The organism is Cupriavidus sp. FW305-46 (assembly GCF_058787075.1).
Map to the genome: position 1 here is coordinate 35,973 of NZ_JBYSZI010000005.1, position 21,214 is coordinate 57,186.

General features: G+C 67.3%; 19 protein-coding genes and 1 other RNA gene. 9 read left to right on the top strand and 11 right to left on the bottom strand.

Annotated elements, in window-relative coordinates; translation table 11 throughout:
• Positions 1-13 precede the first annotated feature (13 nt).
• Positions 14-1,918 carry a TonB-dependent receptor domain-containing protein gene (locus AC3WON_RS03645; RefSeq protein WP_492351170.1) on the bottom strand — a complete coding sequence of 635 codons (1,905 nt, stop codon included), beginning with the start codon at positions 1,916-1,918 and terminating at the stop codon, positions 14-16.
• A gap of 582 nt (positions 1,919-2,500) precedes the next feature.
• Here AC3WON_RS03645 and AC3WON_RS03650 point away from each other — a divergent pair.
• The 6 genes from AC3WON_RS03650 to AC3WON_RS03675 all read left to right on the top strand — a co-directional run bounded on the left by AC3WON_RS03650 (position 2,501) and on the right by AC3WON_RS03675 (position 5,916).
• Positions 2,501-2,821 (top strand): hypothetical protein, encoded by a 321-nt coding sequence (locus AC3WON_RS03650; RefSeq protein WP_010814920.1) that lies wholly within the window; start codon positions 2,501-2,503, stop codon positions 2,819-2,821.
• The gene (locus AC3WON_RS03655; RefSeq protein ID WP_035823521.1) at positions 2,818-3,150 is read left to right on the top strand and encodes a cell division protein ZapA; all 333 of its coding nucleotides are present in this window, start codon (positions 2,818-2,820) and stop codon (positions 3,148-3,150) included. The genes AC3WON_RS03650 and AC3WON_RS03655 overlap by 4 nt, the downstream gene beginning before the upstream one ends.
• 266 nt (positions 3,151-3,416) lie before the next feature.
• Positions 3,417-3,634, top strand: a non-coding RNA gene (gene ssrS, locus AC3WON_RS03660) — 6S RNA.
• A 109-nt stretch (positions 3,635-3,743) separates the two neighbouring features.
• Positions 3,744-4,226: an EVE domain-containing protein gene (locus AC3WON_RS03665; RefSeq protein WP_010814922.1), complete on the top strand. Its 483-nt coding sequence runs from the start codon at positions 3,744-3,746 to the stop codon at positions 4,224-4,226.
• Between the two features lie 52 nt (positions 4,227-4,278).
• On the top strand, positions 4,279-5,103 hold the full coding sequence (locus AC3WON_RS03670) for a sulfite exporter TauE/SafE family protein (RefSeq protein ID WP_492319708.1): 825 nt from the start codon (positions 4,279-4,281) through the stop codon (positions 5,101-5,103).
• 114 nt (positions 5,104-5,217) lie between these two features.
• Complete coding sequence (locus AC3WON_RS03675) at positions 5,218-5,916, top strand: SIMPL domain-containing protein (RefSeq protein WP_492319707.1); 699 nt, start codon at positions 5,218-5,220, stop codon at positions 5,914-5,916.
• Positions 5,917-6,020: 104 nt separating this feature from the next.
• On the opposite strand, the gene AC3WON_RS03680 is transcribed toward AC3WON_RS03675, so the two are convergent.
• The 5 genes from AC3WON_RS03680 to AC3WON_RS03700 form a co-directional block, all read right to left on the bottom strand.
• Entirely contained in the window at positions 6,021-7,574 is a 1,554-nt protein-coding gene (locus AC3WON_RS03680; RefSeq protein WP_492319706.1) for a malonate--CoA ligase, read from the bottom strand.
• A gap of 73 nt (positions 7,575-7,647) precedes the next feature.
• Positions 7,648-8,430 (bottom strand): enoyl-CoA hydratase/isomerase family protein, encoded by a 783-nt coding sequence (locus tag AC3WON_RS03685; protein WP_492319705.1) that lies wholly within the window; start codon positions 8,428-8,430, stop codon positions 7,648-7,650.
• Between the two features lie 44 nt (positions 8,431-8,474).
• Positions 8,475-9,488: a Bug family tripartite tricarboxylate transporter substrate binding protein gene (locus AC3WON_RS03690; protein ID WP_492351171.1), complete on the bottom strand. Its 1,014-nt coding sequence runs from the start codon at positions 9,486-9,488 to the stop codon at positions 8,475-8,477.
• 147 nt (positions 9,489-9,635) lie between these two features.
• Positions 9,636-11,105 (bottom strand): malonyl-CoA decarboxylase domain-containing protein, encoded by a 1,470-nt coding sequence (locus AC3WON_RS03695; protein ID WP_492319703.1) that lies wholly within the window; start codon positions 11,103-11,105, stop codon positions 9,636-9,638.
• A gap of 68 nt (positions 11,106-11,173) precedes the next feature.
• A complete protein-coding gene (locus AC3WON_RS03700) occupies positions 11,174-11,893 on the bottom strand; it encodes a GntR family transcriptional regulator (protein WP_011615942.1) in 720 nt (239 codons plus the stop codon).
• An 816-nt stretch (positions 11,894-12,709) separates the two neighbouring features.
• Here AC3WON_RS03700 and AC3WON_RS03705 point away from each other — a divergent pair.
• On the top strand, positions 12,710-13,804 hold the full coding sequence (locus tag AC3WON_RS03705) for a YjgN family protein (RefSeq protein WP_492351172.1): 1,095 nt from the start codon (positions 12,710-12,712) through the stop codon (positions 13,802-13,804).
• A 29-nt stretch (positions 13,805-13,833) separates the two neighbouring features.
• Positions 13,834-14,853 (top strand): M48 family metallopeptidase, encoded by a 1,020-nt coding sequence (locus tag AC3WON_RS03710; RefSeq protein WP_492319701.1) that lies wholly within the window; start codon positions 13,834-13,836, stop codon positions 14,851-14,853.
• Positions 14,854-14,866: 13 nt separating this feature from the next.
• Here the strand turns inward: AC3WON_RS03710 and lgt are convergent, their stop codons facing one another.
• On the bottom strand, positions 14,867-15,685 hold the full coding sequence (lgt, locus tag AC3WON_RS03715) for a prolipoprotein diacylglyceryl transferase (RefSeq protein WP_492351173.1): 819 nt from the start codon (positions 15,683-15,685) through the stop codon (positions 14,867-14,869).
• Between the two features lie 72 nt (positions 15,686-15,757).
• The gene (locus AC3WON_RS03720; protein ID WP_492319699.1) at positions 15,758-16,702 is read right to left on the bottom strand and encodes a LysR family transcriptional regulator; all 945 of its coding nucleotides are present in this window, start codon (positions 16,700-16,702) and stop codon (positions 15,758-15,760) included.
• A 169-nt stretch (positions 16,703-16,871) separates the two neighbouring features.
• Between AC3WON_RS03720 and ilvD the strand changes: the two genes are divergently transcribed.
• Positions 16,872-18,545 (top strand): dihydroxy-acid dehydratase, encoded by a 1,674-nt coding sequence (gene ilvD, locus AC3WON_RS03725; protein WP_492351174.1) that lies wholly within the window; start codon positions 16,872-16,874, stop codon positions 18,543-18,545.
• A 104-nt stretch (positions 18,546-18,649) separates the two neighbouring features.
• Here ilvD and AC3WON_RS03730 read toward each other — a convergent pair whose 3' ends face one another.
• Genes AC3WON_RS03730 through AC3WON_RS03740 form a run of 3 tightly spaced genes read right to left on the bottom strand, consistent with a single transcriptional unit; the run spans position 18,650 to position 21,133 of the window.
• Positions 18,650-19,129: a hypothetical protein gene (locus AC3WON_RS03730; protein ID WP_492319698.1), complete on the bottom strand. Its 480-nt coding sequence runs from the start codon at positions 19,127-19,129 to the stop codon at positions 18,650-18,652.
• On the bottom strand, positions 19,126-19,560 hold the full coding sequence (locus AC3WON_RS03735) for a DNA polymerase III subunit chi (protein WP_010814936.1): 435 nt from the start codon (positions 19,558-19,560) through the stop codon (positions 19,126-19,128). The genes AC3WON_RS03730 and AC3WON_RS03735 overlap by 4 nt, the downstream gene beginning before the upstream one ends.
• 34 nt (positions 19,561-19,594) lie before the next feature.
• Positions 19,595-21,133 carry a leucyl aminopeptidase gene (locus AC3WON_RS03740; RefSeq protein WP_492351175.1) on the bottom strand — a complete coding sequence of 513 codons (1,539 nt, stop codon included), beginning with the start codon at positions 21,131-21,133 and terminating at the stop codon, positions 19,595-19,597.
• Between the last annotated feature and the right edge of the window lie 81 nt (positions 21,134-21,214).

A 21,214-nucleotide genomic window follows, 5' to 3' on the forward strand; every position in this document is an offset into this window, starting at 1 on the left:
CGCGCCCGTGCGCTCATCGCTGGCGCCAGCCCAGCGTGATGAAGCCCGCGCGCCCCTGCGTGTTGTAGGGGTAGGCGAGCTGGTAATCCTTGTCGAACAGGTTTTCGACGCGGGCGGCGATGAACCATTGCTTGTCGATGTTGTAGCGGGCGTTCAGGTTGACGATACCGTATCCGCCCAGCCGGCGCGAGCCGGAATCCATGCGCGACGACGACACCAGCCATTCGCCGCCGAAGCGCCAGTTGCCGAAGTCGCGGCCCACGTCGAGCGCGGCATGGCGGCGCGCGCGGCGCAGCAGCTGGGTGTTGGTCTGCTCGTCGACCGGGTTCTGGAAGGTCACGCTGGCGCCGAAGTCGGTGCCATACACGGTGGCGCGCCACGAAGCCTCGATGCCCTGCACCTTGGCCTTGTTGACGTTCTGCGCCAGGAACATGCCGCTGGGCTGCTGCGCCGACACGATCAGGTCGTCGTAGCGCGTCTCGAAGGCGGTCACGCGCAGCAGGCCGGCGCTGGCGGTGGCGTACTGCACGCCGGCCTCGACCGACTTGGCACGTTCGGGCTGCAGGTTCGGCTGGCCGAAGTTGGGGAAGTAAAGCTCGTTGAAGGTCGGCGCGCGGAAGGCATTGCTGACGCTGGCGATCAGCTTGAGCGCATCGGTCACGTAGTAGCCGTAGCCGGCGCGGAAGCTGCCCTGGTTGCCGAAGTCGGAATAATGGTCGTTGCGCGCGTTGAGCTGCAGCTGGTGCTTGCCGATGCGCCCGTCATAGCCGCCGAACACCGAGAACACATTGCGCGTGGGCGCGCCGTAGGCGCTGGAGTCGAGCTCCTGCTGCAGGTAGTCGGTGCCGAACAGCAGCGTGTGGTTGGCGGCCAGCGCATACTCGTTCTGCCAGTTGAACTGGCGGTTGCGGGTATTGAAGGTGCCGTTGGGCCTGCCGTTGAGGAAGGTGTCGCTGCGGTCCTCGCTCTGCGACAGCTTGAAATGGGTGGACCAGTCCGCCCCCACCTTGCCGTTGACGAAGGCCGACAGCGTGTACAGCTCGCTGTTGGTGCGGTTGTCGTCGGTCGGGCGGCCGAAGGCGCTGTCGAACGACAGCTTGCTCTTCGAGTAATAGCCGGTGAAGCCCGCGTCCCAGTTCGGCGCGAAGCGGTGCTTGACCTGGCCCGACACGCTCTGGTTCTCGTACGGGTTGTCGTTGGGATTGGCGCGCGGCGCCTGCTTCGTGTTGATCGACGAGAAGCCGTCGGTCTTGAACGCCGAGCCGGTCAGGTTGAACGAGGTATCGCCGACCTGGCCGCCATAGCCGACCGTGCCCTGGCGCGTGTTGTTGCTGCCGTATTCCACCTGCGCATTGGCCGCCGGCGCCTGGCCCGCGCCGCTCTTGGTGAAGATCTGCACCACGCCGCCGATGGCGTCCGAGCCGTACAGCGCCGACACATTGCCGCGCACCACCTCGATGCGCTCGATCTGGTCGGGCAGGATATTGGCCAGCTGCGCGGTGCCGCTGCTCGCTGACGATACCCGCACGCCGTCGATCAGGATCAGGGTCTGGTTGGAGTTGGCGCCGCGCATGAACAGCGTGGTGTTGGTGCCCATGCCGCCGTTGGCCGAGAACTCCACGCCGGCCTGGTTGCGCAGCAGCGTGCGCAGGTCGGGCGCCTGCGAATTGACGATGTCCTGCTGCGTCACCACCGTGGTGTGAGGCAGCGCCTCGGTAATGGCTTGCGCGGTACGGGTGGAGGTGACCACCACCGGCGCGAGCTGCGTGGTGCGGCTGTCGGTGCCGCTGTCGGCCGCCTGCGCGAACGAAGTGGCCGGAGCCAGGGTGAACGAGGCAATGGCCGCCAGGATGGCGGGCACGGACGGACGCACCGCCGGGGTTGCCGGGCGGGTCGACCTGTGGAGCGATGAACGCATGATGCAGGACTGGATAGGAACGGCCGGGCCCGTTCCCCCGCGGACCATATGGCGATGAGGCGTGCCGCGCACGGGCGGCAGCCCGCGTTCAGGCCGGTATCCGGGCTGGCGACACTGGGCCGGCGCCTTCCCGAACCTGCGGTTCAGTGGCGTGTGGCCGGTCCTGCGGTGCGTGTGGCCGGGAATGGAATCCGGCCTTGCCAGCGGCGTTGCCGGCAGGCTGGCTGTCGGCTATGTCGGGGTCTGGCAGATGCGCACCGCGGTCGCTTACCGTTGCGGGGGCAGCACAGGTTGGCCTGTCCGGCGCGCAGCCGGCCCGGCTCCCTGTTTCCCGTTGAACTGCCCTTTCGCCAGGGACGAAAAGGGCGAGCACCTGGAACGTGCGCGAGTCTAGGGCGTTTCGCCCCCCGCGTCAACGCGGCTGCCAGTAGTGTTTTGTCACAACTCTGGTGGCGTTTTAGGTGCAGAAGCCTGCAACTTCCACGCGGGTCGCCAGTCACAAACCCTTTCCTCCGCATTGTGCAAGCCGGCGCATCGGCTAGAATCGCGATACCTGACACTTCTCCCATCATGACAGGCCCTATGCTCACCGAACTCGAACAACTGGCCGCCAAGATCGGGCGCGTGCTGCACCATGCGGACACCCTGGCGGCGGAAAACCAGCGGCTGCGCGACGAGATCGCCCGGCTGGAGGGCGAAGCCGCGCAGTTGCGCGGCGAGCGCGAGGCCATGGCAGCCGACCGCGAACTGCTCAATATCAAGATCGAGGAAGCGCAGCTGCGCATCCAGTCCATCCTTGACAAGCTGCCGACTGCCAGCGACACGCGCCAGCTCGACCTGCTCGGCGAAGAGGCTGCGGCGCAGGACGCCGAGCCGCACAAGGCTCCCGGAGAACACGCATGAGCAACAAGCAAGTCGAAGTCAATATCGCCGGCCAGCCCTACCGCTTTGCCATCGCGCCCGAGAACGAGGCCGCGCTGCTCGAAGCCGTGGCTCTGGTCGACACGCAAATGAACAAGCTGCGCAACGGCACCGCGGCCAAGGGCGTGGAGCGCGTGGCGGTCATGGCCGCCATCAGCATCGCCTCGGACCTGCTGTCGATGCAGCGCAAGCAGCAGGCCGAGGGCGCGATCCCGGTCGATGCCATCCGCGCGCGCATCCGCGAACTCAACGACCGCGCCGACGAAGCCCTGCGCCAGTATGCGCACGTGGGCACCGGTACGCGCGGCTGAGCAATGAAAGGGGGATGTGCTGCGGATGCCGCGCTGCCGCGCAAAATGTAACGATACGCGCGAGTGGACTTGGTATGCCCTGCAACGCGGTGTATAGTGTAGCCAGACTGCACGAGGCACCATAGATGTGCAGCTACAGGCCAGGTTATCGCGCCCGGCCGCCGTTCTCATCCCATCCTAGTCAGAAACGGCAAACGTCTGACATCCCGCACGCGGATCCGGTTTTCCGGGCACGATGATGCGCCTGGAAAGTCAGACGTTTGACAGTTTCCCTGCCTGGTTCGTGAGGGTCATAAACTCCTTGAACCGATATGCATTGCATGGTGCGGGATCATGTCGCGTGGGCGAGCGCGTCGTCGCATTCATAGTCTGGGCCTGGCCTGGACTCCCTGAGTGGATGATGTACCCGAAATGCGACTTCCGCAGCCACTCTGAACCTCACTTGGGTTCAGGATGCCGACCCAGCGGCCAAGGCGGGGACCCCTTAAAAAGGCGGTGGTTTTCTGAACCATCGCCTTTTTTCTTGCCTGCGCGTCCGCGTGCACACGCTGTGCACGCGGCGCCCTGATCTGCTTCCATTCCTGAGCTGCGCCGTGAGCCCGAACCAGAACCAACGCGCCCGCCAGTACTGGCTGATGAAATCAGAACCGGATGAAGCCAGCATCGACGACCTGGCCCGGGAAGGCACGCTGCCCTGGACCGGCGTGCGCAACTACCAGGCGCGCAACTTCATGCGCGACACCATGCGGATCGGCGACGGCGTGCTGTTCTACCACTCGTCGTGCCCGGAGCCCGGCATTGCCGGCCTGGCCGAGGTCTGCTCCGTGCCCTACCCCGACCCCACCCAGTTCGACCGCAAGAGCCCGTACTATGACGCCGCCTCCAAGGCCGACGCGCCGCGCTGGCTGTTGGTCGACGTGCGCTTCGAACGCAAGAGCGCGCTGATCCCGCTGGCCGCGTTGCGCGAGCATGAGGAACTGGCCGACATGGTGGTGCTGCGTCGCGGCAACCGGCTGTCGATCACGCCGGTGACACCGGCCGAATGGCGCTTCATCACCGGCAAGCTGATGCGCTGAACCCTGCCCGGCCGGCCCAGGCAAGGCTGATCACAACAACCCTGAAGACACGATGCAGTTCGACAACCTGCCGGTGCTGGTTCCTGCCCTGCTTGCCCTGGGCGCTTTCACCGGCTTCTGCGCCGGGCTGCTCGGCGTCGGCGGCGGCATGATGATGGTGCCCTTCCTGACGCTGCTGTTCACCAGCCTGGGCGTTGCCGACGAGGCCATCGTCCATATGGCGATCGCCACCTCGATGGGCACCATCCTGTTCACCTCGTTGTCGTCCGTGCGCGCGCACCACCAGCGCGGCGCGGTGCGCTGGCCGATCGTGCTGGCGCTGGCGCCGGGCATCGTGCTCGGCGGCATGATCGGCGGCGGCAAGGTGTTCGCGGCGCTCAAGACCAGCTGGCTGTCGCTGGCGTTTGCCGGCTTCGTCGGGTTTTCCGCGCTGCAGATGCTGCGCAACCGTCGTCCCAGGCCCGGCCGGCAGCTGCCCGGCCTTGCCGGCATGGCGGGCGCGGGCGGCGTGATCGGCTTCCTGTCCAGCCTGGTTGGCGCGGGCGGCGCCTTTGTCTCGGTGCCGTTCATGACGTGGTGCAACGTGCCGATCCACAACGCGGTGGCGACCTCGGCCGCGCTCGGCTTTCCGATTGCAGCGGCCAGCGTGGCCGGCTATGTCTGGAGCGGCTGGCAGACGCCGGGGCTGCCGGCGGGATCGCTCGGCTATCTCTACCTGCCGGCCCTGCTGGTGATCGCAGCGGCCAGCGTAATGACCGCGCCGCTGGGCGCGCGCACCGCGCACCGCATGGATGTGAGCCAGTTGCGCAAGGTCTTTGCCGCGCTGCTGCTGTGCCTGGCAAGCTATATGTTGTGGAAGGCCTGGCAGGCATTCTGACCCGGACGGGGGAGGCGCGCCCGCGCCGGCTTCGCAACAATCGTTTGCAATGTCGCGGAACGATCGGGCACCCGGTCACGTCTGATACCCATCACGTTTGAACGGGAGAACAACATGAAACAATGGCTTGCCGCCACCCTGCTGGGCACCACCGCCATCGTTGCCTCGGCGCACGGTGGCCCCACTGAAACGCCGTCGGGCGTGCTCTCGCTGAGCGCGCAGGCGGTCACCGAAGTGCCGACCGATATCGTGCACCTGACGCTTGCCGCCGAGCAGGAAGGCGCTGAACCGGCCGCGATTTCCTCGGGCCTGTCGACCCGGACGCAGGCCGTCATCACGCAGGCGCGCCGCGTCCAGGGCGTGACCGCCGAGTCGGGCGGCTTCACCATCCACCCCAACACCGACCGCAACGGCCGCATCAGCACCTGGCGCGGGCGTTCCGAAGTCATCCTGAAGTCGCGCGATTTCTCGGCCGTGTCCAAGCTCGCTGGCGAGCTGGCCAGCCAGATGCAGGTGCAGAACATCGCCTTCTCGCTGTCGCGCGAAGCGCGCGAGGCGGCCGAAGCCAAGCTGGCCGAGCAGGCCATCGCCTCGTTCCGCAGCAAGGCGCAGTCGACCACCAAGCTGTTCGGCTACAACAGCTACACGATCCGCGAAGTCAGCCTGAATGAAACCGGCGTGGTGCCGCCGATGCCGCGCATGTACGGTGCTGCCAAGGCCATGATGGCCGACGCCGCGGTGGCGGTGCCGGTTGAGGGCGGCAAGACGCAGGTGACGGTGTCGGTCAACGGGTCGGTGCAGATGCTGAAGTAACGAAGAAGGGCACGCTGCCGCCCCTCTGTTTGCTCCCTCTCCCGCCTGCGGGAGAGGGAGCAAACCCGCAGCAGTTGAAGTCGCTCAGCCTTTCCCAAAGACCCTCAGAGCACCGCGAACTGCTCGCGCAGCACGTTCTTCTGCACCTTGCCCATGGTATTGCGCGGCAGCTCGTCCACCACGTGCACGCGCTTGGGCACCTTGAAGTTGGCGATGCGGCCCTTGAGCGTGCCGATCAGCGCCGCTTCATCGATATCCGCACCCGGCTTGCGCACCACCACTGCCACCACGGCCTCGCCGAAATCCGCGTGCGGCACGCCGATCACGGCGCTCTCGGCCACGCCTGGCATCTCGTCGATAAAGCTCTCGATTTCCTTCGGGTAGACGTTGTAGCCGCCCGAGATGATCAGGTCCTTGCTGCGCCCGACGATGGTCAGGTAGTTGTCCGGCACCGCGCGCTCGCCGGCCTGGCTGGCAATGGCGCCGCCGAAGCGGCCGACGTCGCCGGTCTTGAACCAGCCGTCCTCGGTGAACTCTTCCCTGGTCTTCTCCGGCATGCGCCAGTAGCCCTTGAACACGTTCGGGCCCTTGACCTCGACATTGCCGATCTCGCCCGGCGTGCACGGCTGGCCCTCGCCATCGACCACGCGCACCGACACGCCCGGCAGCGGCATGCCGACGGTGCCGCCGATGCGCTCGCCCAGCGCGGCATCGTATGGGTTGGACACCAGCATCACGGTCTCGCTCATGCCGTAGCGTTCCAGGATGGTATGGCCGGTGCGCTCGCGGAAGGCATCGAAGGTCTCCAGCAGCAGCGGCGCCGAGCCGGACACGAACAGCCGCATGCGGCGGCAGGTGTCGTCGTCGAAGCGCGGCTCCTGCAGCATGCGCACGTAGTAGGTCGGCACGCCCATCATGACCGTGCAGCGCGGCAGGAATTTCAGCACCTGTGCCATGTCCAGCTTCGGCGCCCAGATCATCTTGGCACCGGCCAGCAGCGCGCCATGCGAAGCCACGAACAGGCCATGCACGTGGAAGATCGGCAGCATGTGCAGCAGCACATCGTCGCTGCGCCAGCCCCAGAATTCATGCAGCGTCTGCGCATTGGAGGCTAGGTTGCGGTGCGTCAGCATCGCGCCCTTGCTGCGGCCGGTGGTGCCGGAGGTGTAGAGAATGGCGGCAAGGTCGTCATCCTGGCGTGCGACCGTCTCGAAGGTATCTGACTTGCCCGCCGCGCGCGACAGCAGCGAGCCGCTGCGGTCGTCGTCCAGGGTAAAGACGTGGTTGACGCCGTGGCGGAACGCCACCTTGGACACCCAGCCGAAATTCTTGCTGCTGCACACCACCACCGACGGCTCGGCATTGCCGACGAAGTAGTCGATCTCTGCCTCCTGGTAGGCGGTGTTCAGCGGCAGGTAGACGTAGCCGGCGCGCAGCGTGGCCAGGTACAGGAACAGCGCTTCGGGGGACTTCTCCACCTGCACCGCCACGCGTGCGCCTTCGGGCAGGTGCAGCGAGGCCAGCAGGTTGGCGAGCTTGGCGGTGGCGCGGTCAAGGTCGTCCCAGCTGTAGTACAGCCCGTCATGGGTCTCGATGCAGCAGGCGGTGCGGTCGGCGGGGAAGCGGGATTCGAACAGGGCGAACAGGTTGGCGTTCATGTCGGGGATCGAACGAAAGGCTGAGGAAAACGAAGAAAACAATGGCGTGTGGAAGCAGTGCTGGCGGCGTGCCCTACTCCCCACGGAACTGCGGTGGCCGGTGCGCGAGGAAGGCGGCCACCCCTTCCGCATGATCCGCGCCTTCGGCGTAGGCAAAATGCGCGTCCAGCTCGGCGGGCGACAGCGGTGCCGGCAGCGGCGCCAGCCGGCGGATGGTGGCCTTGTTGATGCGGGCGGCCACGGGCGCGCCGGCGGCAATGCGGCGCGCCGTGGCCTCGACCTCAGCGGCCAGCGCGCCGGGCTCGACCACGCGGGTCAGCAGCCCTTTGTCGCGCGCCTCGGCGGCGTCGAAGACCCTGCCTTCCAGCAGGATCTCCAGCGCGGCGGCGCGGCCCGCCAGCGCCAGCAGGCCCTGCAGCTCGCCGGGCGCCATCGGGAAGCCCAGGCGGTTGATGGGCACGCCGAAGCGGCTGTCCGAGGCGGCGATGCGCAGATCGCAGTGGCAGGCGATTTCCAGCCCGCCGCCCACGCATACGCCTTCGATCATCGCCACGGTGGGGTGCGTGCATTGCGCCACCGCCGCCAGTGCCGGCGCGATGGTGGCCATGTGGTAGTGGCGCACCGCGGCCTCGTCGGCGCGCTCTGCCGGGAACTCGGCAATGTCGGCGCCGGCGGCAAAGTTGCCGTCGGCACCGCGCACCACCACGCAGCGCAGCGAGGTATCGGCGGACAGGCGTGCAAAGCCCGCGGCCAGCTCGCGCCACATCTGCGCGGAAATGGCGTTGAGCTTGCCCGCGTGCGACAGCGTCACGGTGGCGGTGGTGCCCTGCGTGGCAAACAATACGGTGCCGCTCATCGCCGCGCCCCCTTGCATCGGATCAGCGTTGACATGGCGCCCCGTCAGTCGATCTTGGCGCCGGACTGCTGCACCACCTGGGCCCAGCGGCGAATCTCGGCGTGCTGGAACTGCGCGAACTGCTCCTGCGTAAACGCCGGCGTCTCGGAGCCGTTGTTAAGCCAGACCTGCTTGAGCTCCGACGTGTTCAGCGCCTTCTCGGTCTCTGCATACAGGCGGTCGACGATCTCCTTGGGCGTGCCCTTGGGCACCCACATCGCATACCAGGTCGACACGTCATAGTTGGGCACGCCTGCCTCGGCCGCGGTCGGCACGTTGGGGAACGCCGCCGAGCGCTTGCTCGAAGCCACCGCCAGCGCCTTGATGCGGCCCGCGCGGATATGCTGTGCCGACGAGCCCAGGCCGTCGAACATCAGGTCGACCTGGCCCGCGATCAGGTCGGACAGCGCCGGGCCCGCACCCTTGTAGGGGATGTGGGTGATGAAGGTCTTGGTCTGGAGCTTGAACAGCTCGCCCGCCAGGTGGTGCGACGAGCCGTTGCCGGCCGAACCGTAGTTCAGCTTGCCGGGATTGGCCTTGGCGTAGGCAATCAGCTCCTGCAGCGTGTTGGCCTTGACGCGGTTGGGATTGACCACCACCACTTGCGGCGGCTGAGCGATCACCGTGACCGGGATGAAGTCCTTCTCGATGTCGTAGTCCAGCTTCTTGTAGAACGACGGCGCAATCGCGTGGTGCGCGCCGCCGATGAACACCGTGTAGCCGTCCGGCCCGGCCTTGGCCGCAATGCTGGCGCCGACCGTGCCGCCGGCGCCGCCGCGGTTGTCGATCACGAACTGCTTGCCGAGCTGCTTGGACAACTGCGCGGTCAGCGGCCGCGCAAAGGCGTCGGTGCCGCCGCCGGCGGGAAACGGCACGATCACGGTGACGGGCTTGGACGGCCAGGTATCGGCATGCGCTGCGGGTGCGGCGAGCATTGCGCCGGTGCCGAGGCCGGCCAGGCCCAGGGCCACGCCTGTTGCGCGCGCGCACGCGGCCAGGCTGAACTGACGACGATTCATTGGTTGTCTCCTCTCTCTTCTGCGGAAAGTCAATCTGATGGCCGCGCGGCACTGCCGCGGCGCGAAGTTACTGCTCAGGTCCCGACAAGAAAACGCGGCGCGCCAGGCGCCGCGGGTGCGGGGGCGACCCGCGTGACCGGACCAGGGTCACAGCAGCTTCCCGACGCTACGGCTGATGCGCGGGTTGCCGGCGCCCAGGCGTGCCAGATTGTCATCCAGCGCCTCGGGCACGTAAAGATAATTGACCATCATCCCGCAGCTCTGGCTGCGGCCTTTGCGCGACAGGTCGGCGCCCCAGTTCAGCCGCTCCACGCAGGCCCCGTTGCCGAGGTGGAAGCGCGCGACCGGGTCGGCGGGCATCGACTGGTTGCGTTCGCGCACCAGGAAATGCGCGGCCAGGGTCATCGCGGTATCGCGGATCACGGTATCGGCGGCGTCCGGCACCAGCGCCTCCAGCCACCCGGCGCCGTCCGCTGGCGCCTTGCCGTGGCGCTCGCTCCAGCGCGCCAGGCGCTTGTCGCCCAGCACGCGCGCAATGGCATCGCCATCCTGCTTGCGCAGCCAGTCGGCAAACCCGGGGATCGGCGAGAGCGTGGCGAACTGATTCACTTTTGGGAATTCACGCTGGACCTCCTCGATCACGCGCTTGAGCAGGAAATTGCCGAAGCTCACGCCGCGCAGGCCCGCCTGCGTATTGCTGATCGAATAGAAGATGGCCCACTTGACGCGGCGCAGGTCTTCCAGCGGCGCGGCTTCATCCAGCAATGTATGGACATTGGCCGCCATCTCCGGCGCGAATGCCACCTCGACAAAGATCAGCGGCTCGCGCGGGATGCGCGGGTGGAAGAACGCATAGCAGCGGCGGTCGGAATCGAGGCGGTTGCGCAGGTCGGTCCATGAAGCGATTTCATGCACGGCCTCGTAGCGGATCAGCTTTTCCAGCAGCGATGCCGGCGAATCCCAGGTGATCGGCTGCAGCTCCAGCAGGCCCACGTCGAACCAGTTGGAGAACAGCGCCTCGAGATCGTCGTCAAGCGGGCGCAGCCCCGGCATGCGGCGCTGCCAGCGCAGCATGTCGGCGCGCAGCTGGATCAGGAAGTGCAGGCCGCAAGCGCTGTTGCCGCGCTGGCCGTGCAGCGCGGCGAGCCGCTTGAAGAAGCGGATGCGCGCATTGGACAGGGCCTGGGCCAGGCCCGAAGACGCGGCCTGCGCGCGGGCGGCGCGCGCGCCCTTGTCGCCGTCGGCCCCGGCTTCTTCGCTGCCCTTGCCGCCGCTGCTGGCGACTTCGCCCAGCACCGCCAGCATGCCGCGCCGGGTGGCCTCGCCGGCGGCCTCATACTCGGCCTGCCATGCCTGCGCGGCGGCATTGGCGGCGCCATCGGTCAGGCGCGCGTCGAAGCAAAGCCGCAGCTGCTCGCGCTGGCGGCGCACCGCGCGCGCCGGCAGCGGCGCCTCGCCATCGACCGGCGTTGCCGGGGCCTTGGCGCTGGCCTTGGCGTCGCCCTCGCCCTTGCGTCCCCACCAGCGGCCCAGCCGCGACAGGAACTTGGAACCTGCCGGCTCGCTTTCGCCCAGCGGCGCACTGATCTTCTGGTCACCCGTGTCGAAGGAATTCATGCGGTACCTGCCTTGATGCATCGATCGGAATGTGGGAAAAACATCGGACTGGGGTTGCGGCGCCGCGGCTACTCTTCGGCGCCGGCCACGCGCAGCACCGGCGGCGCGCGCACGGCCTGGGCCTCGGCTGCGCCGGCGGTGGCGCCGGCATCCAGCGTCTTGAGCGCCGCGCGCTGGCGCAGCAGGTGGGTCTTCATCATCGCCTCGGCGCCTTCCGGGTCGCGGGCCTTGAGCGCGGCAAACACGGACAGGTGCTCGGCGCAGGATTCCTGGATCCGGCCCGGCAGCTTCAGGCTCTTGTGGCGCGACAGCCGCAGCACCTTGCGCAGGTCGCTGATCAGGCCCGACAGCCAGCGGTTGCCGGCCAGCCGCTGGATCGATTCGTGGATCTGGAAGTTGGTTTCGTAGTAGGCGTCGATGTCGCCCGCCTGCGCATAGCGCGCCAGGTCGGCATGCAGGCCGTCCAGTGCGTCCAGGTCGGCGCGCGTGGCGTTGCGCGCGGCCTCGTAGGCACAGCGCCCTTCCAGCAGTGCCATCAGCGGGAAGATCTCGTCCAGGTCCTGCTCGGACAGCTCATTGACGAAGCAGCCGCGCCGCGGCTCCAGCCGCACCAGGCCTTCGGCGGCCAGCACCTTGAGCGCTTCGCGCAGCGGCGTGCGCGAGATGCCCAGCGTTTCGGCCATCGCGCTCTCGTCGATCCATGCGCCGGGCACCAGCGTATGCGCGTCAATCATGGCGCGCAGCCGGTCTGCCACTTCCAGGTACAACGCCTGCTGGACGATGCGCATGCTTCCCCCGGGTCGGATCGCGTGACCGACGCGTCCCGGTCACGATCTGGCGTCGGCCAGGCAGATGCGCCCGGTCAGCCATAATTCATAATTATGGATTAGGACGCGAACGATACAAGGAATTTCGATGCTGCGCTGCAAACAAGCCGGAGCGGGTGGTGGTGTTCTGGTGGTTGACCGGCGAGATGCGGTCCGTGGGGTACGGCGTGGGTGCGATATGAGGTGCGGCGGGCGTTTCCATGCCTCCCTGCAAGGAAACGCCCGCGCCTGAAAGTACTGCAGTACTGCTTTTCATCGTCGGCGGGTACTTTCAAAAGTATCTGCCGCGTGGGTCCATGGATTGCCGGCGCTGGCCCTGCGCCCCCCTTTGAAACGCGCTTGCGCGCGGATTTTCCCGTCGCCCTGGCTGTACGTGAAGTGCCGGCAAGTGTGGCCTGTCAGCCGTCACTCCCTCCCTGGCACTTCCGTTGGCGGCTGTGGCTTGCCGCTCATCTTTGTAACAATCAAGATAGCGATTTACGTGCCAGCGTGAATAAGTCACTGATTTTATTGGCAACACGCATTGGAAAGTTGTTACAGAATACGTCTAGTGTAACAGGATGTTTCTAGAGTGTTACGAGGGTTTTCCCACATTTTCTTATACGCGTGCCCGCCTGGCGGCAATGGCATATGCAGATTGTGCCGTGGTCGCTATTTATCAGTGCGAGAATGTGAGCGCATCGCCGCAAATGCCCGATCTAAAGTGGTTGCATTTCTGAAACTGCGGCCGAGGCCGCAATCCTGACTGTCGCTTTCCACACACACTGGAGCTCCGCCATGCAAGCTGGCAGCGATTTCACCCTGGCCGGTACCCCGGCAGACGAGACACCGGCGCCTGCCGAGCCGCGCTACGCCGTGCCGCGGCCGCTGGGCCTGTCCTTTACCGGATCCGGTTCAGAGTACTTCCGTATCTGGATCGTCAATGCACTGCTGACCATCGTCACCTTCGGCATTTATTCGGCCTGGGCCAAGGTGCGCACGCTGCAGTATTTCTATCGCAACACGCGGCTCGACGGCGCGAGTTTTGACTACCACGGCAAGCCGTCCGCGATCCTGAAAGGCCGCGCCATCGTGTTCGCGCTGGTGCTCGCCTTCCAGTTCGCCTCGACGGTCTCGCCCTTCCTTGCGCTGGCGATGCTGGTGGCGCTGCTGGCGGTGTTCCCCCTGTTGCTGGTGCGCTCATTGCGTTTCCGCATGGCCAACTCCAGCTACCGCGGCCTGCGCTTCGCCTTCACCGGCGGCGATGCCGATGCCTACAAGGTGTTCGTGCTGTGGCCGCTGGCCGCGGTGGCCACGCTGGGCCTGCTTGGGCCGCTGGCGCACCAGCGCTTCAAGCGCTACCAGCACAACCACACCCGCTTCGGCACCGCACCGTTTGCCTTCGACGCCGGCGCGGGCGATTTCTATGGCGTCTACCTGCGTGCCATCGGCGTGATGGTCGCGCTGGTGGCGGCCGCGGCACTGGCCGGCTTCGTGCTGGGCGTGACCGCGTCGGGCAAGGCGGGCGCGATGCTGTCGTTCGGCATCGGCGTGACCGGTTTCTACCTGGCGCTGCTGGCCGTCAGCCCTTACGTGATGGCACGCTTGCAGAATGTCGTGTGGAGCCACACCACGCTGGCGCCGCATGCGTTCCGCAGCGAGGTGGGGGCCGGCCGCATGGTCTTTATCTTCGTCACCAACCTGATCGCGATCGCGCTGACGCTGGGCCTGTACCTGCCGTTCGCGCGGGTGCGTTCGGCGCGCTACCGGCTCGAATGCGTGACCATGCTGGCGGCGGGCCCGCTCGACACCTTCGTGGCCGGCGAGGCGCAACAAGTCGGTGCGCTGGGCGATGCGGCGGTAGACTGGTACGACATCGACATCGCGCTCTGAGCACGCCGTGCGCTGACCCCGCCCGCACCATGATCCCAGTCACCTTCTTCGATGGCCGCTCGTCGCGCGCGCATCCGGCCACGCTGGCCGTTGAGGCGCAGCAGGCCGTGCTGCGCGACGACTCCGGCGCCGAGCTGCGGCGCGCGCCGCTGTCGGACGTGCGCGTGTCCGAGCGCGTGCGCCGCGCGCCGCGGCTGGTCACCTTTGCCGACGGCGCCTTCTGCGAGATCACCGACCACGCCGCCTTAGACCACCTGCTGGCCGCCACCGGCCATCGCGACAGCCTGGTGGCGCGCGCGCAGAACAGCTGGCGCCTGGCCGGCCTGGCCGTGGCGGGGCTGGTGGCGGTGCTGGTGCTGGGCTATTACGTGCTGCTGCCATGGGGCGCCGGCATGATGGCGCGCACGGTGCCGCCCGAGGTGGAGGCCCATCTCGGCAAGCTGACGCTGGCGAGCCTGGACAACGGCATGGTCAAGCCGACGCAGCTGCCGCCCGCCGAGCAGCAACGCATCCGCTCGGCCTTCGCGGCGCTGAAGCGCCCGCGCGATGCCGGCCACGACTACCAGATCCTGTTCCGCCAGGGCGGCGAGATCGGCGCCAATGCGCTGGCGCTGCCGGGCGGCACCATCGTGGTCACCGACGAACTGGTCAGCCTGGCCGGCACCGGTGCCGGCATGATGGGCGTGCTGGCCCATGAAGCCGGCCATGTCGCCAACCGGCACGGCTTGCAGCAGGTGATCCAGGGGTCGGCGCTGGCGGCGCTGTCGGCCTACCTGTTCGGGGATATCTCGACGGTGCTGGCCGGGGTGCCGGCCGCGATCCTGACGCTGCGCTATTCACGCGACCATGAGCGCGAGGCCGACGCCTTTGCGATCGAGGTCATGCAGCGCAACGGCCTGCCGCCCGCGGCGCTGGCCGATGTGCTGGTCAGGCTGGACAATCGGCGCGGTGCGGCGTCGGACGCCGAGCCGGAACGCGGCCAGGACTTCATGTCGACCCACCCGCAAACGCAGGCGCGCATCGACGCCTTGCGCCGCGCCGGCAAATAGCGCCGGCGGATTCTCAGGCCGCCGGCTGTGAAGCGCCGGCGCCGGGCTGGCGCCGGTAGGCCCAGACCACCATGGCGATGCCGGCCAGGATCATCGGCAGGCTCAGCCACTGGCCCATCGACAGCTTCAGCGCCAGCAGGCCCAGGAAGTTGTCGGGCTCGCGCGCGAATTCCGCGGCAAAGCGGAAGGCGCCATAGCCGATCAGGAATACCCCCGACACCGCGCCCATCGGCCGCGGCTTGCGCGCGAACAGCCACAGGACGATGAACAGCGCCACGCCCTCGCCGGCAAACTGGTACAGCTGCGACGGATGGCGCGGGATGTTGTCGCCCGCCTGCGGGAAGATCATGCCCCACGGCAGGTCGGTGGCGCGGCCCCACAGCTCGCCGTTGATGAAGTTGCCGATGCGGCCGGCGGCCAGCCCGCAGGGGATCATCGGCGCGATGAAGTCGGTCACCTCCATCCAGTGGCGCCGGCGCAGTTTGCCGAACAGCCACATCGCCACGACCACGCCCAGGAAGCCGCCATGGAAGGCCATGCCGCCTTCCCACACCTTGAGGATCTCGAGCGGATGGGCCAGGTAGTACGACGGCTTGTAGAACAGCACATAGCCCAGCCGCCCGCCCAGGATCACGCCCAGCACGCCGAAGAACAGCATGTCGTCCAGGTCGCGCGTGGTCCAGCCCTTGGCCGCGATATGCGGCTGGCGGATGCGCAGGCGCCCGAAGCCCAGGAACATGATGAACCCGGCCAGGTACATCAGCCCGTACCAGCGGATGGCAAGCGGGCCCAGGTGGATGGCAACCGGGTCGAACTGGGGATGAATCAGCATGTTGGCGTGAATGGAGGTTGTAAAGGCCGCGGCCTGCGTATTGTCAGTGGCCTCGGTGACATTGGTGACGTGTCAGCGAGGGGCGGGCCCGGCTGCGCCTGCTTCTTGCGCGAGCGCGGTCGCAATATCGATGAACGAGCGCAGCACCGGCGCCACGCCGGCAGACGCGCCGTCGCGCCAGACCAGCCCGGTCTCGATCTGCGGGCCGGCCTCGCGCAGCGCCAGGTAGGACACCCCGGTGCGGCGAAGGTTGCACAGCGAGGCCGGCACCAGCGCCACGCCCATGCCCGCCGATACCAGGCTGACGATGGTCTGCATCTGGATGGCTTCCTGCGCGATCACGGGCACCAGGCCCTCGCGCGCATAGTAGCCCGTAATGATGTCATAAAACGCCGGCGCGCTTCGGCGCGGGAAGATGATCAGCGGTTCATGGGCGGCCTCGCGCAGCGACACCGCGGCGTCGCCCGCCAGCACCGCGCCCGCCGGCCGCCAGCCGTCGGGCACGGCCAGCACCAGCGGCTCGCTCACCAGCGGCAGGTAGGCCAGCCCGTGCGGCATGGCCGGCAACTGCGGCCGGATCACCAGGCCGGCGTCGATCGCCCCCTCCATCAACCCCTCGAGCTGCACGTCGCTGGTGGCCTCGCGCAGTTGCAATTGCACCTCCGGGTGCCGGGCGCGAAAGCGCCGCAACAAGTCGGGAAGGATGCCGTAGTCGGCGGTGCTGACAAAGGCCAGCGACAGCGACCCCACCTCGCCGCGCGCCAGCCGCTGCGCCAGCCCGGGCAGCGCCGCGGCATCGGCCAGCACGCGCCGCACCTCGGGCAGCCACTGCTGGCCGGCCGGCGTCAGCGCCACCGAGCGCCGCGTGCGCACGAACAGCTGCACGCCGATTTCCTCTTCCAGCGCCTGGATCTGCTGCGACAAGGGCGGCTGCGTCATCGACAGGCGGCCTGCCGCGCGGCCGAAATGCAACTCTTCCGCCACAGTGATGAAGTAACGCAACTGACGCAGGTCCAAACGCGCTCCTGATATGTTTTTCGACTCAATAAAGGTCAAATAATATATTTGACACTCCAAAACGCAAGCGTCATTCTTTGGCCCACAACATCGCCGCCGTGCGTTCGTGCCTCCAGGTCTTCGGGCGCAGCGCGGAGCGGCACTGAAGACCCCACGGAGATTCCCCATCATGGCATTCAACAAACGCTCGCAGAACATCACGCAAGGCGTGGCGCGTTCGCCCAACCGTTCGATGTACTACGCACTCGGCTACAAGAAGGAAGACTTTGACAAGCCGATGGTGGGCATCGCCAACGGCCACTCGACCATCACCCCCTGCAACGCGGGCCTGCAGCGCCTGGCCGATGCGGCCATCGACGCGATCAAGGCCTCGGACGCCAACCCGCAGGTGTTCGGCACCCCGACCATCTCGGACGGCATGTCGATGGGCACCGAGGGCATGAAGTACTCGCTGATCTCGCGCGAGGTCATCGCCGACTGCATCGAGACTGCCGCGCAGGGCCAGTGGATGGACGGCGTGGTCGTGATCGGCGGCTGCGACAAGAACATGCCGGGCGGCATGATCGCGCTGGCGCGCACCAACGTGCCGGGCATCTACGTCTATGGCGGCACCATCAAGCCGGGCAACTGGAAGGGCAAGGACCTGACCATCGTGTCGTCGTTCGAGGCCGTGGGCGAATTCACCGCCGGCCGCATGAGCCAGGAAGACTTCGAGGGCGTGGAAAAGAACGCCTGCCCGTCGACCGGTTCGTGCGGCGGCATGTACACCGCCAACACCATGAGCTCGTCGTTCGAGGCGCTGGGCATGTCGCTGCTGTACTCGTCGACCATGGCCAACCCGGACCAGGAGAAGGTCGACAGCGCCGCCGAATCGGCGCGCGTGCTGGTCGAGGCGATCAAGCAGGACATCAAGCCGCGCGACATCATCACGCGCAAGTCGGTCGAGAATGCCGTGGCGCTGATCATGGCCACGGGCGGCTCGACCAACGCCGTGCTGCACTACCTGGCCATCGCCCACGCCGCCGAGGTGGAATGGACCATCGACGACTTCGAGCGCATCCGCCGCAAGGTGCCGGTGATCTGCAACCTGAAGCCGTCGGGCCAGTACGTGGCGACCGACCTGCACAAGGCCGGCGGCATCCCGCAGGTCATGAAGGTCCTGCTCAAGGCCGGCATGCTGCATGGCGACTGCCTGACCATCACCGGCCGCACGTTGGCTGAAGAGCTGGAAAACGTTCCCGACACCCCGCGTGCCGACCAGGACGTGATCCTGCCGATCGAGAAGGCGCTCTACGCCGAAGGCCACCTGGCCATCCTGAAGGGCAACCTGGCCGAAGAAGGCGCGGTCGCCAAGATCACCGGCCTGAAGAACCCGGTCATCACTGGCCCGGCGCGCGTGTTCGAAGACGAGCAGAGCGCGATGGAAGCGATCCTGGCCGACAAGATCAACGCCGGCGACATCCTGGTGCTGCGCTACCTCGGCCCCAAGGGCGGCCCCGGCATGCCGGAAATGCTGGCCCCGACCTCGGCCATCATCGGCAAGGGGCTGGGCGAATCGGTCGGCTTTATTACCGACGGCCGCTTCTCTGGTGGTACCTGGGGCATGGTGGTTGGCCACGTGGCGCCGGAAGCGTATGTGGGCGGCACGATTGCGCTGGTGCAGGAAGGCGATTCGATCACCATCGATGCGCACAAGCTGCTGCTGCAGCTGAACGTGGCGGATGAAGAACTGGCCAGGCGCCGGGCCAACTGGAAGCAGCCGGCGCCGCGTTATACGCGTGGGGTGCTGGCGAAATTCTCGAAGCTGGCGTCGACGGCGAGCAAGGGTGCAGTGACGGACTGACTCTCGGCCGCGCTGATGCAAAAAAGCCTGCGAGCGATCGCAGGCTTTTTTGTTTGCCGACGTCTGTCGAGACCCGCCGGTCCGCTCCAGCCCTTCAGCCGCCGTTAATCCTCACCTGGCGTCTTCTCGATCTCCTCCAGCGTCGCATCCAGCCATTCCACCAGCCGCGCCTCCAGCGACTGCGTCAGCTCGCTGGCCAGTTGCGCCGTCAGCGGCGCCAGGCGCGACTGCAGCGTGGCCTCGGTATGGGCCGCCACGACCTGCGGCCATTCGGTCCGGAAGCGCATCATCACGCGCGTCAGCAACTCGGTGCGCACCGCGCGCAGGTCGTCCTCGCCCGGCGCGCCGCTATCTGCCGGCATCGCCGGTGCGGCGCCCTCGTCCGCCACGGCGTCGCCGGTATCGCCGACATGCATGACCAGGCCCGAATCGGCCATGCCGAAGGTATCGATCACGCCCTCCTGCGCAGCGGCAGCCGGCGCTGCTGCCCCTGCGTCCGGCAGTTCGAACACCTCGGTCAGCAGCGGGATGCTGTCGTTCGGATCGAGCCGCGGGATCACCCGCGAGGTGGTGCGTTCGCTCATGCGGCGTCTCCCTTGGGCTGGCCGATGTCGTGGTGCGTCAGCGGATAGCCGCGTTCGCGGTAGAAACGGTAGCGCTGGCGGCCGGCCTCGCGCGCGGCATCGCCCGCGCCCACCACTTCAATCAGCCGTTCGAAGCTGGCAAACTGCGCCGGGGCCTGGTCTGCCAGGTTGATCAGCAGCTGGTGATGCGGCACGCCTTCGGTGGTGGCGGCCAGCAGGATCGGCGTGACCGCCGCATTGGGGCTTTCCAGCCCGCAATGCGGCAGGAAGTCCAGCGCGGAGAAGGTCCACAGGCGCGCATCCAGGTCCGCCAGCTGCGCCGGCGCCCCGTGGATCACCACCTTCTGCCCGGCGCCGTAGGCCTTGCGGACCAGCCGGCAGACATAGCCGAGCACGTCCGGCACGTTGCTGTGGAAATCGATGCGCGTCATGGACCCTTGCTGCCTCTGTTGCCTGCCGCCGCCATCAGGCCGCGCGGTCCATCAGGAACTGCGCCAGCAACGGCACCGGGCGGCCGGTGGCCCCCTTGGCCGCGCCGCTCTTCCAGGCGGTGCCGGCGATGTCCAGGTGGGCCCAGTCGTATTTCTCGGTAAAGCGCGACAGGAAACATGCCGCCGTCACGCTGCCGGCCGGGCGGCCGCCGATATTGCCCATGTCGGCAAAGTTGGACTTGAGCTGGTCCTGGTACTCGTCGTCCAGCGGCATGCGCCAGGCGGTGTCCATGGCGCGGCGGCCGGCCTGCAGCAGGGCATCGGCAAGCGCGTCGGAGCGCGCGTACAGGCCGCTGTTGATGTGGCCGAGCGCGATGATGCAGGCGCCCGTCAGCGTGGCCACGTCGATCACCGCGGCCGGCTTGAAGCGCTCCACATAGGTCAGCGCGTCGCACAGGATCAGGCGGCCTTCGGCGTCGGTGTTCAGGATCTCGATGGTCTGGCCGGACATGCTGGTGACCACGTCGCCCGGCTTGGTGGCGATGCCGCTGGGCATGTTCTCGCAGGTCGGCACCACGGCGATGACGTTGAGCTTCAGGCCCATCTCGGCCACGGCCTGGATCGTGCCCAGCACCGAGGCGGCGCCGCACATGTCGTACTTCATCTCGTCCATGCCCTCGCCCGGCTTGAGCGAGATGCCGCCGGTATCGAAGGTGATGCCCTTGCCCACCAGCACCACCGGGGCCTGCTTGGCGCCGGCGCCGTCGTAGCGCAGCACGATGAACTGCGGCGGCTCTTCGCTGCCCTTGGTCACGGCCAGGAAGGCCCCCATGTTCAGGGCCTCGATCTGCTTGCGGCCCAGCACCTCGGCCTTGAGCTTGTGGCGCTTGGCAATGCCGCGGGCGGTATTGGCCAGGTAGGTCGGCGTGCAGATATTGGACGGCAGGTTGCCCAGGTCGCGCGTCAGCTCCATGCCGTTGGCGATGGCGGTGCCGCGCACCACGGCCTGGGTCGCGGCGCGGGCATCGCCGCTGTCGACCGCGATCACGACCTTGCGCAGCGAGGACTTGTCGTTGCCGTTGGGCTTGCCGTTGGCATTGGCGCGCTTCAGGCCCGGATGGCGCTCCAGCAGCCGATAGCCGGCTTCGCGCACCAGCGTGATGGTGGTGATCACCGCCCAGGCGACATCGCGCTGCTGCGGCGCCTGTTGCGCCAGGCACCACAGGGCCGAGGCCGCACGCGTGGACGACAAGGCACGCACGGCGGTGCGGACCGCGTCGGCAAAGGCCTTGTCGCTGAAGTCGGCTTCCTTGCCCAGGCCCACCAGCAGCACGCGCGCGGCGCCCACGCCGGCCACCTCATGCAGCATCAGCTGGGTGCCGCGCTTGCCTTCGAAGTCGCCCTGCTTGACCAGCCGTCCCACCAAGCCCTTGGTGGCCACGTCCAGTGCCTTGGCCACTCCGGCCAGGTTCTGGCCTTCGAACAGGCCGACCACCAGGCAGTCGGTCTTGGTCGCCAGGAAACCATTTTGGCCGGCTTTGCTCCAATCCAAGGCTTTTGTGCTAAATTCCATCGCGCTTCCTTCCAGGGGCTCGTTAGACACGAAAGCCTCCATTATCCGCGATTTTTATCCCGCGACCTGCCGCCGCTGATA

Coding starts and splice junctions, on each gene's coding strand:
- AC3WON_RS03645 (WP_492351170.1), bottom strand. CDS start 1,918: ATGCGTTCATCGCTCCACAGGTCGACCCGCCCGGCAACCCCGGCGGTG.
- AC3WON_RS03650 (WP_010814920.1), top strand. CDS start 2,501: ATGCTCACCGAACTCGAACAACTGGCCGCCAAGATCGGGCGCGTGCTG.
- AC3WON_RS03655 (WP_035823521.1), top strand. CDS start 2,818: ATGAGCAACAAGCAAGTCGAAGTCAATATCGCCGGCCAGCCCTACCGC.
- AC3WON_RS03670 (WP_492319708.1), top strand. CDS start 4,279: ATGCAGTTCGACAACCTGCCGGTGCTGGTTCCTGCCCTGCTTGCCCTG.
- AC3WON_RS03675 (WP_492319707.1), top strand. CDS start 5,218: ATGAAACAATGGCTTGCCGCCACCCTGCTGGGCACCACCGCCATCGTT.
- AC3WON_RS03680 (WP_492319706.1), bottom strand. CDS start 7,574: ATGAACGCCAACCTGTTCGCCCTGTTCGAATCCCGCTTCCCCGCCGAC.
- AC3WON_RS03685 (WP_492319705.1), bottom strand. CDS start 8,430: ATGAGCGGCACCGTATTGTTTGCCACGCAGGGCACCACCGCCACCGTG.
- AC3WON_RS03690 (WP_492351171.1), bottom strand. CDS start 9,488: ATGAATCGTCGTCAGTTCAGCCTGGCCGCGTGCGCGCGCGCAACAGGC.
- AC3WON_RS03695 (WP_492319703.1), bottom strand. CDS start 11,105: ATGAATTCCTTCGACACGGGTGACCAGAAGATCAGTGCGCCGCTGGGC.
- AC3WON_RS03700 (WP_011615942.1), bottom strand. CDS start 11,893: ATGCGCATCGTCCAGCAGGCGTTGTACCTGGAAGTGGCAGACCGGCTG.
- AC3WON_RS03705 (WP_492351172.1), top strand. CDS start 12,710: ATGCAAGCTGGCAGCGATTTCACCCTGGCCGGTACCCCGGCAGACGAG.
- AC3WON_RS03710 (WP_492319701.1), top strand. CDS start 13,834: ATGATCCCAGTCACCTTCTTCGATGGCCGCTCGTCGCGCGCGCATCCG.
- lgt (WP_492351173.1), bottom strand. CDS start 15,685: ATGCTGATTCATCCCCAGTTCGACCCGGTTGCCATCCACCTGGGCCCG.
- ilvD (WP_492351174.1), top strand. CDS start 16,872: ATGGCATTCAACAAACGCTCGCAGAACATCACGCAAGGCGTGGCGCGT.
- AC3WON_RS03730 (WP_492319698.1), bottom strand. CDS start 19,129: ATGAGCGAACGCACCACCTCGCGGGTGATCCCGCGGCTCGATCCGAAC.
- AC3WON_RS03735 (WP_010814936.1), bottom strand. CDS start 19,560: ATGACGCGCATCGATTTCCACAGCAACGTGCCGGACGTGCTCGGCTAT.
- AC3WON_RS03740 (WP_492351175.1), bottom strand. CDS start 21,133: ATGGAATTTAGCACAAAAGCCTTGGATTGGAGCAAAGCCGGCCAAAAT.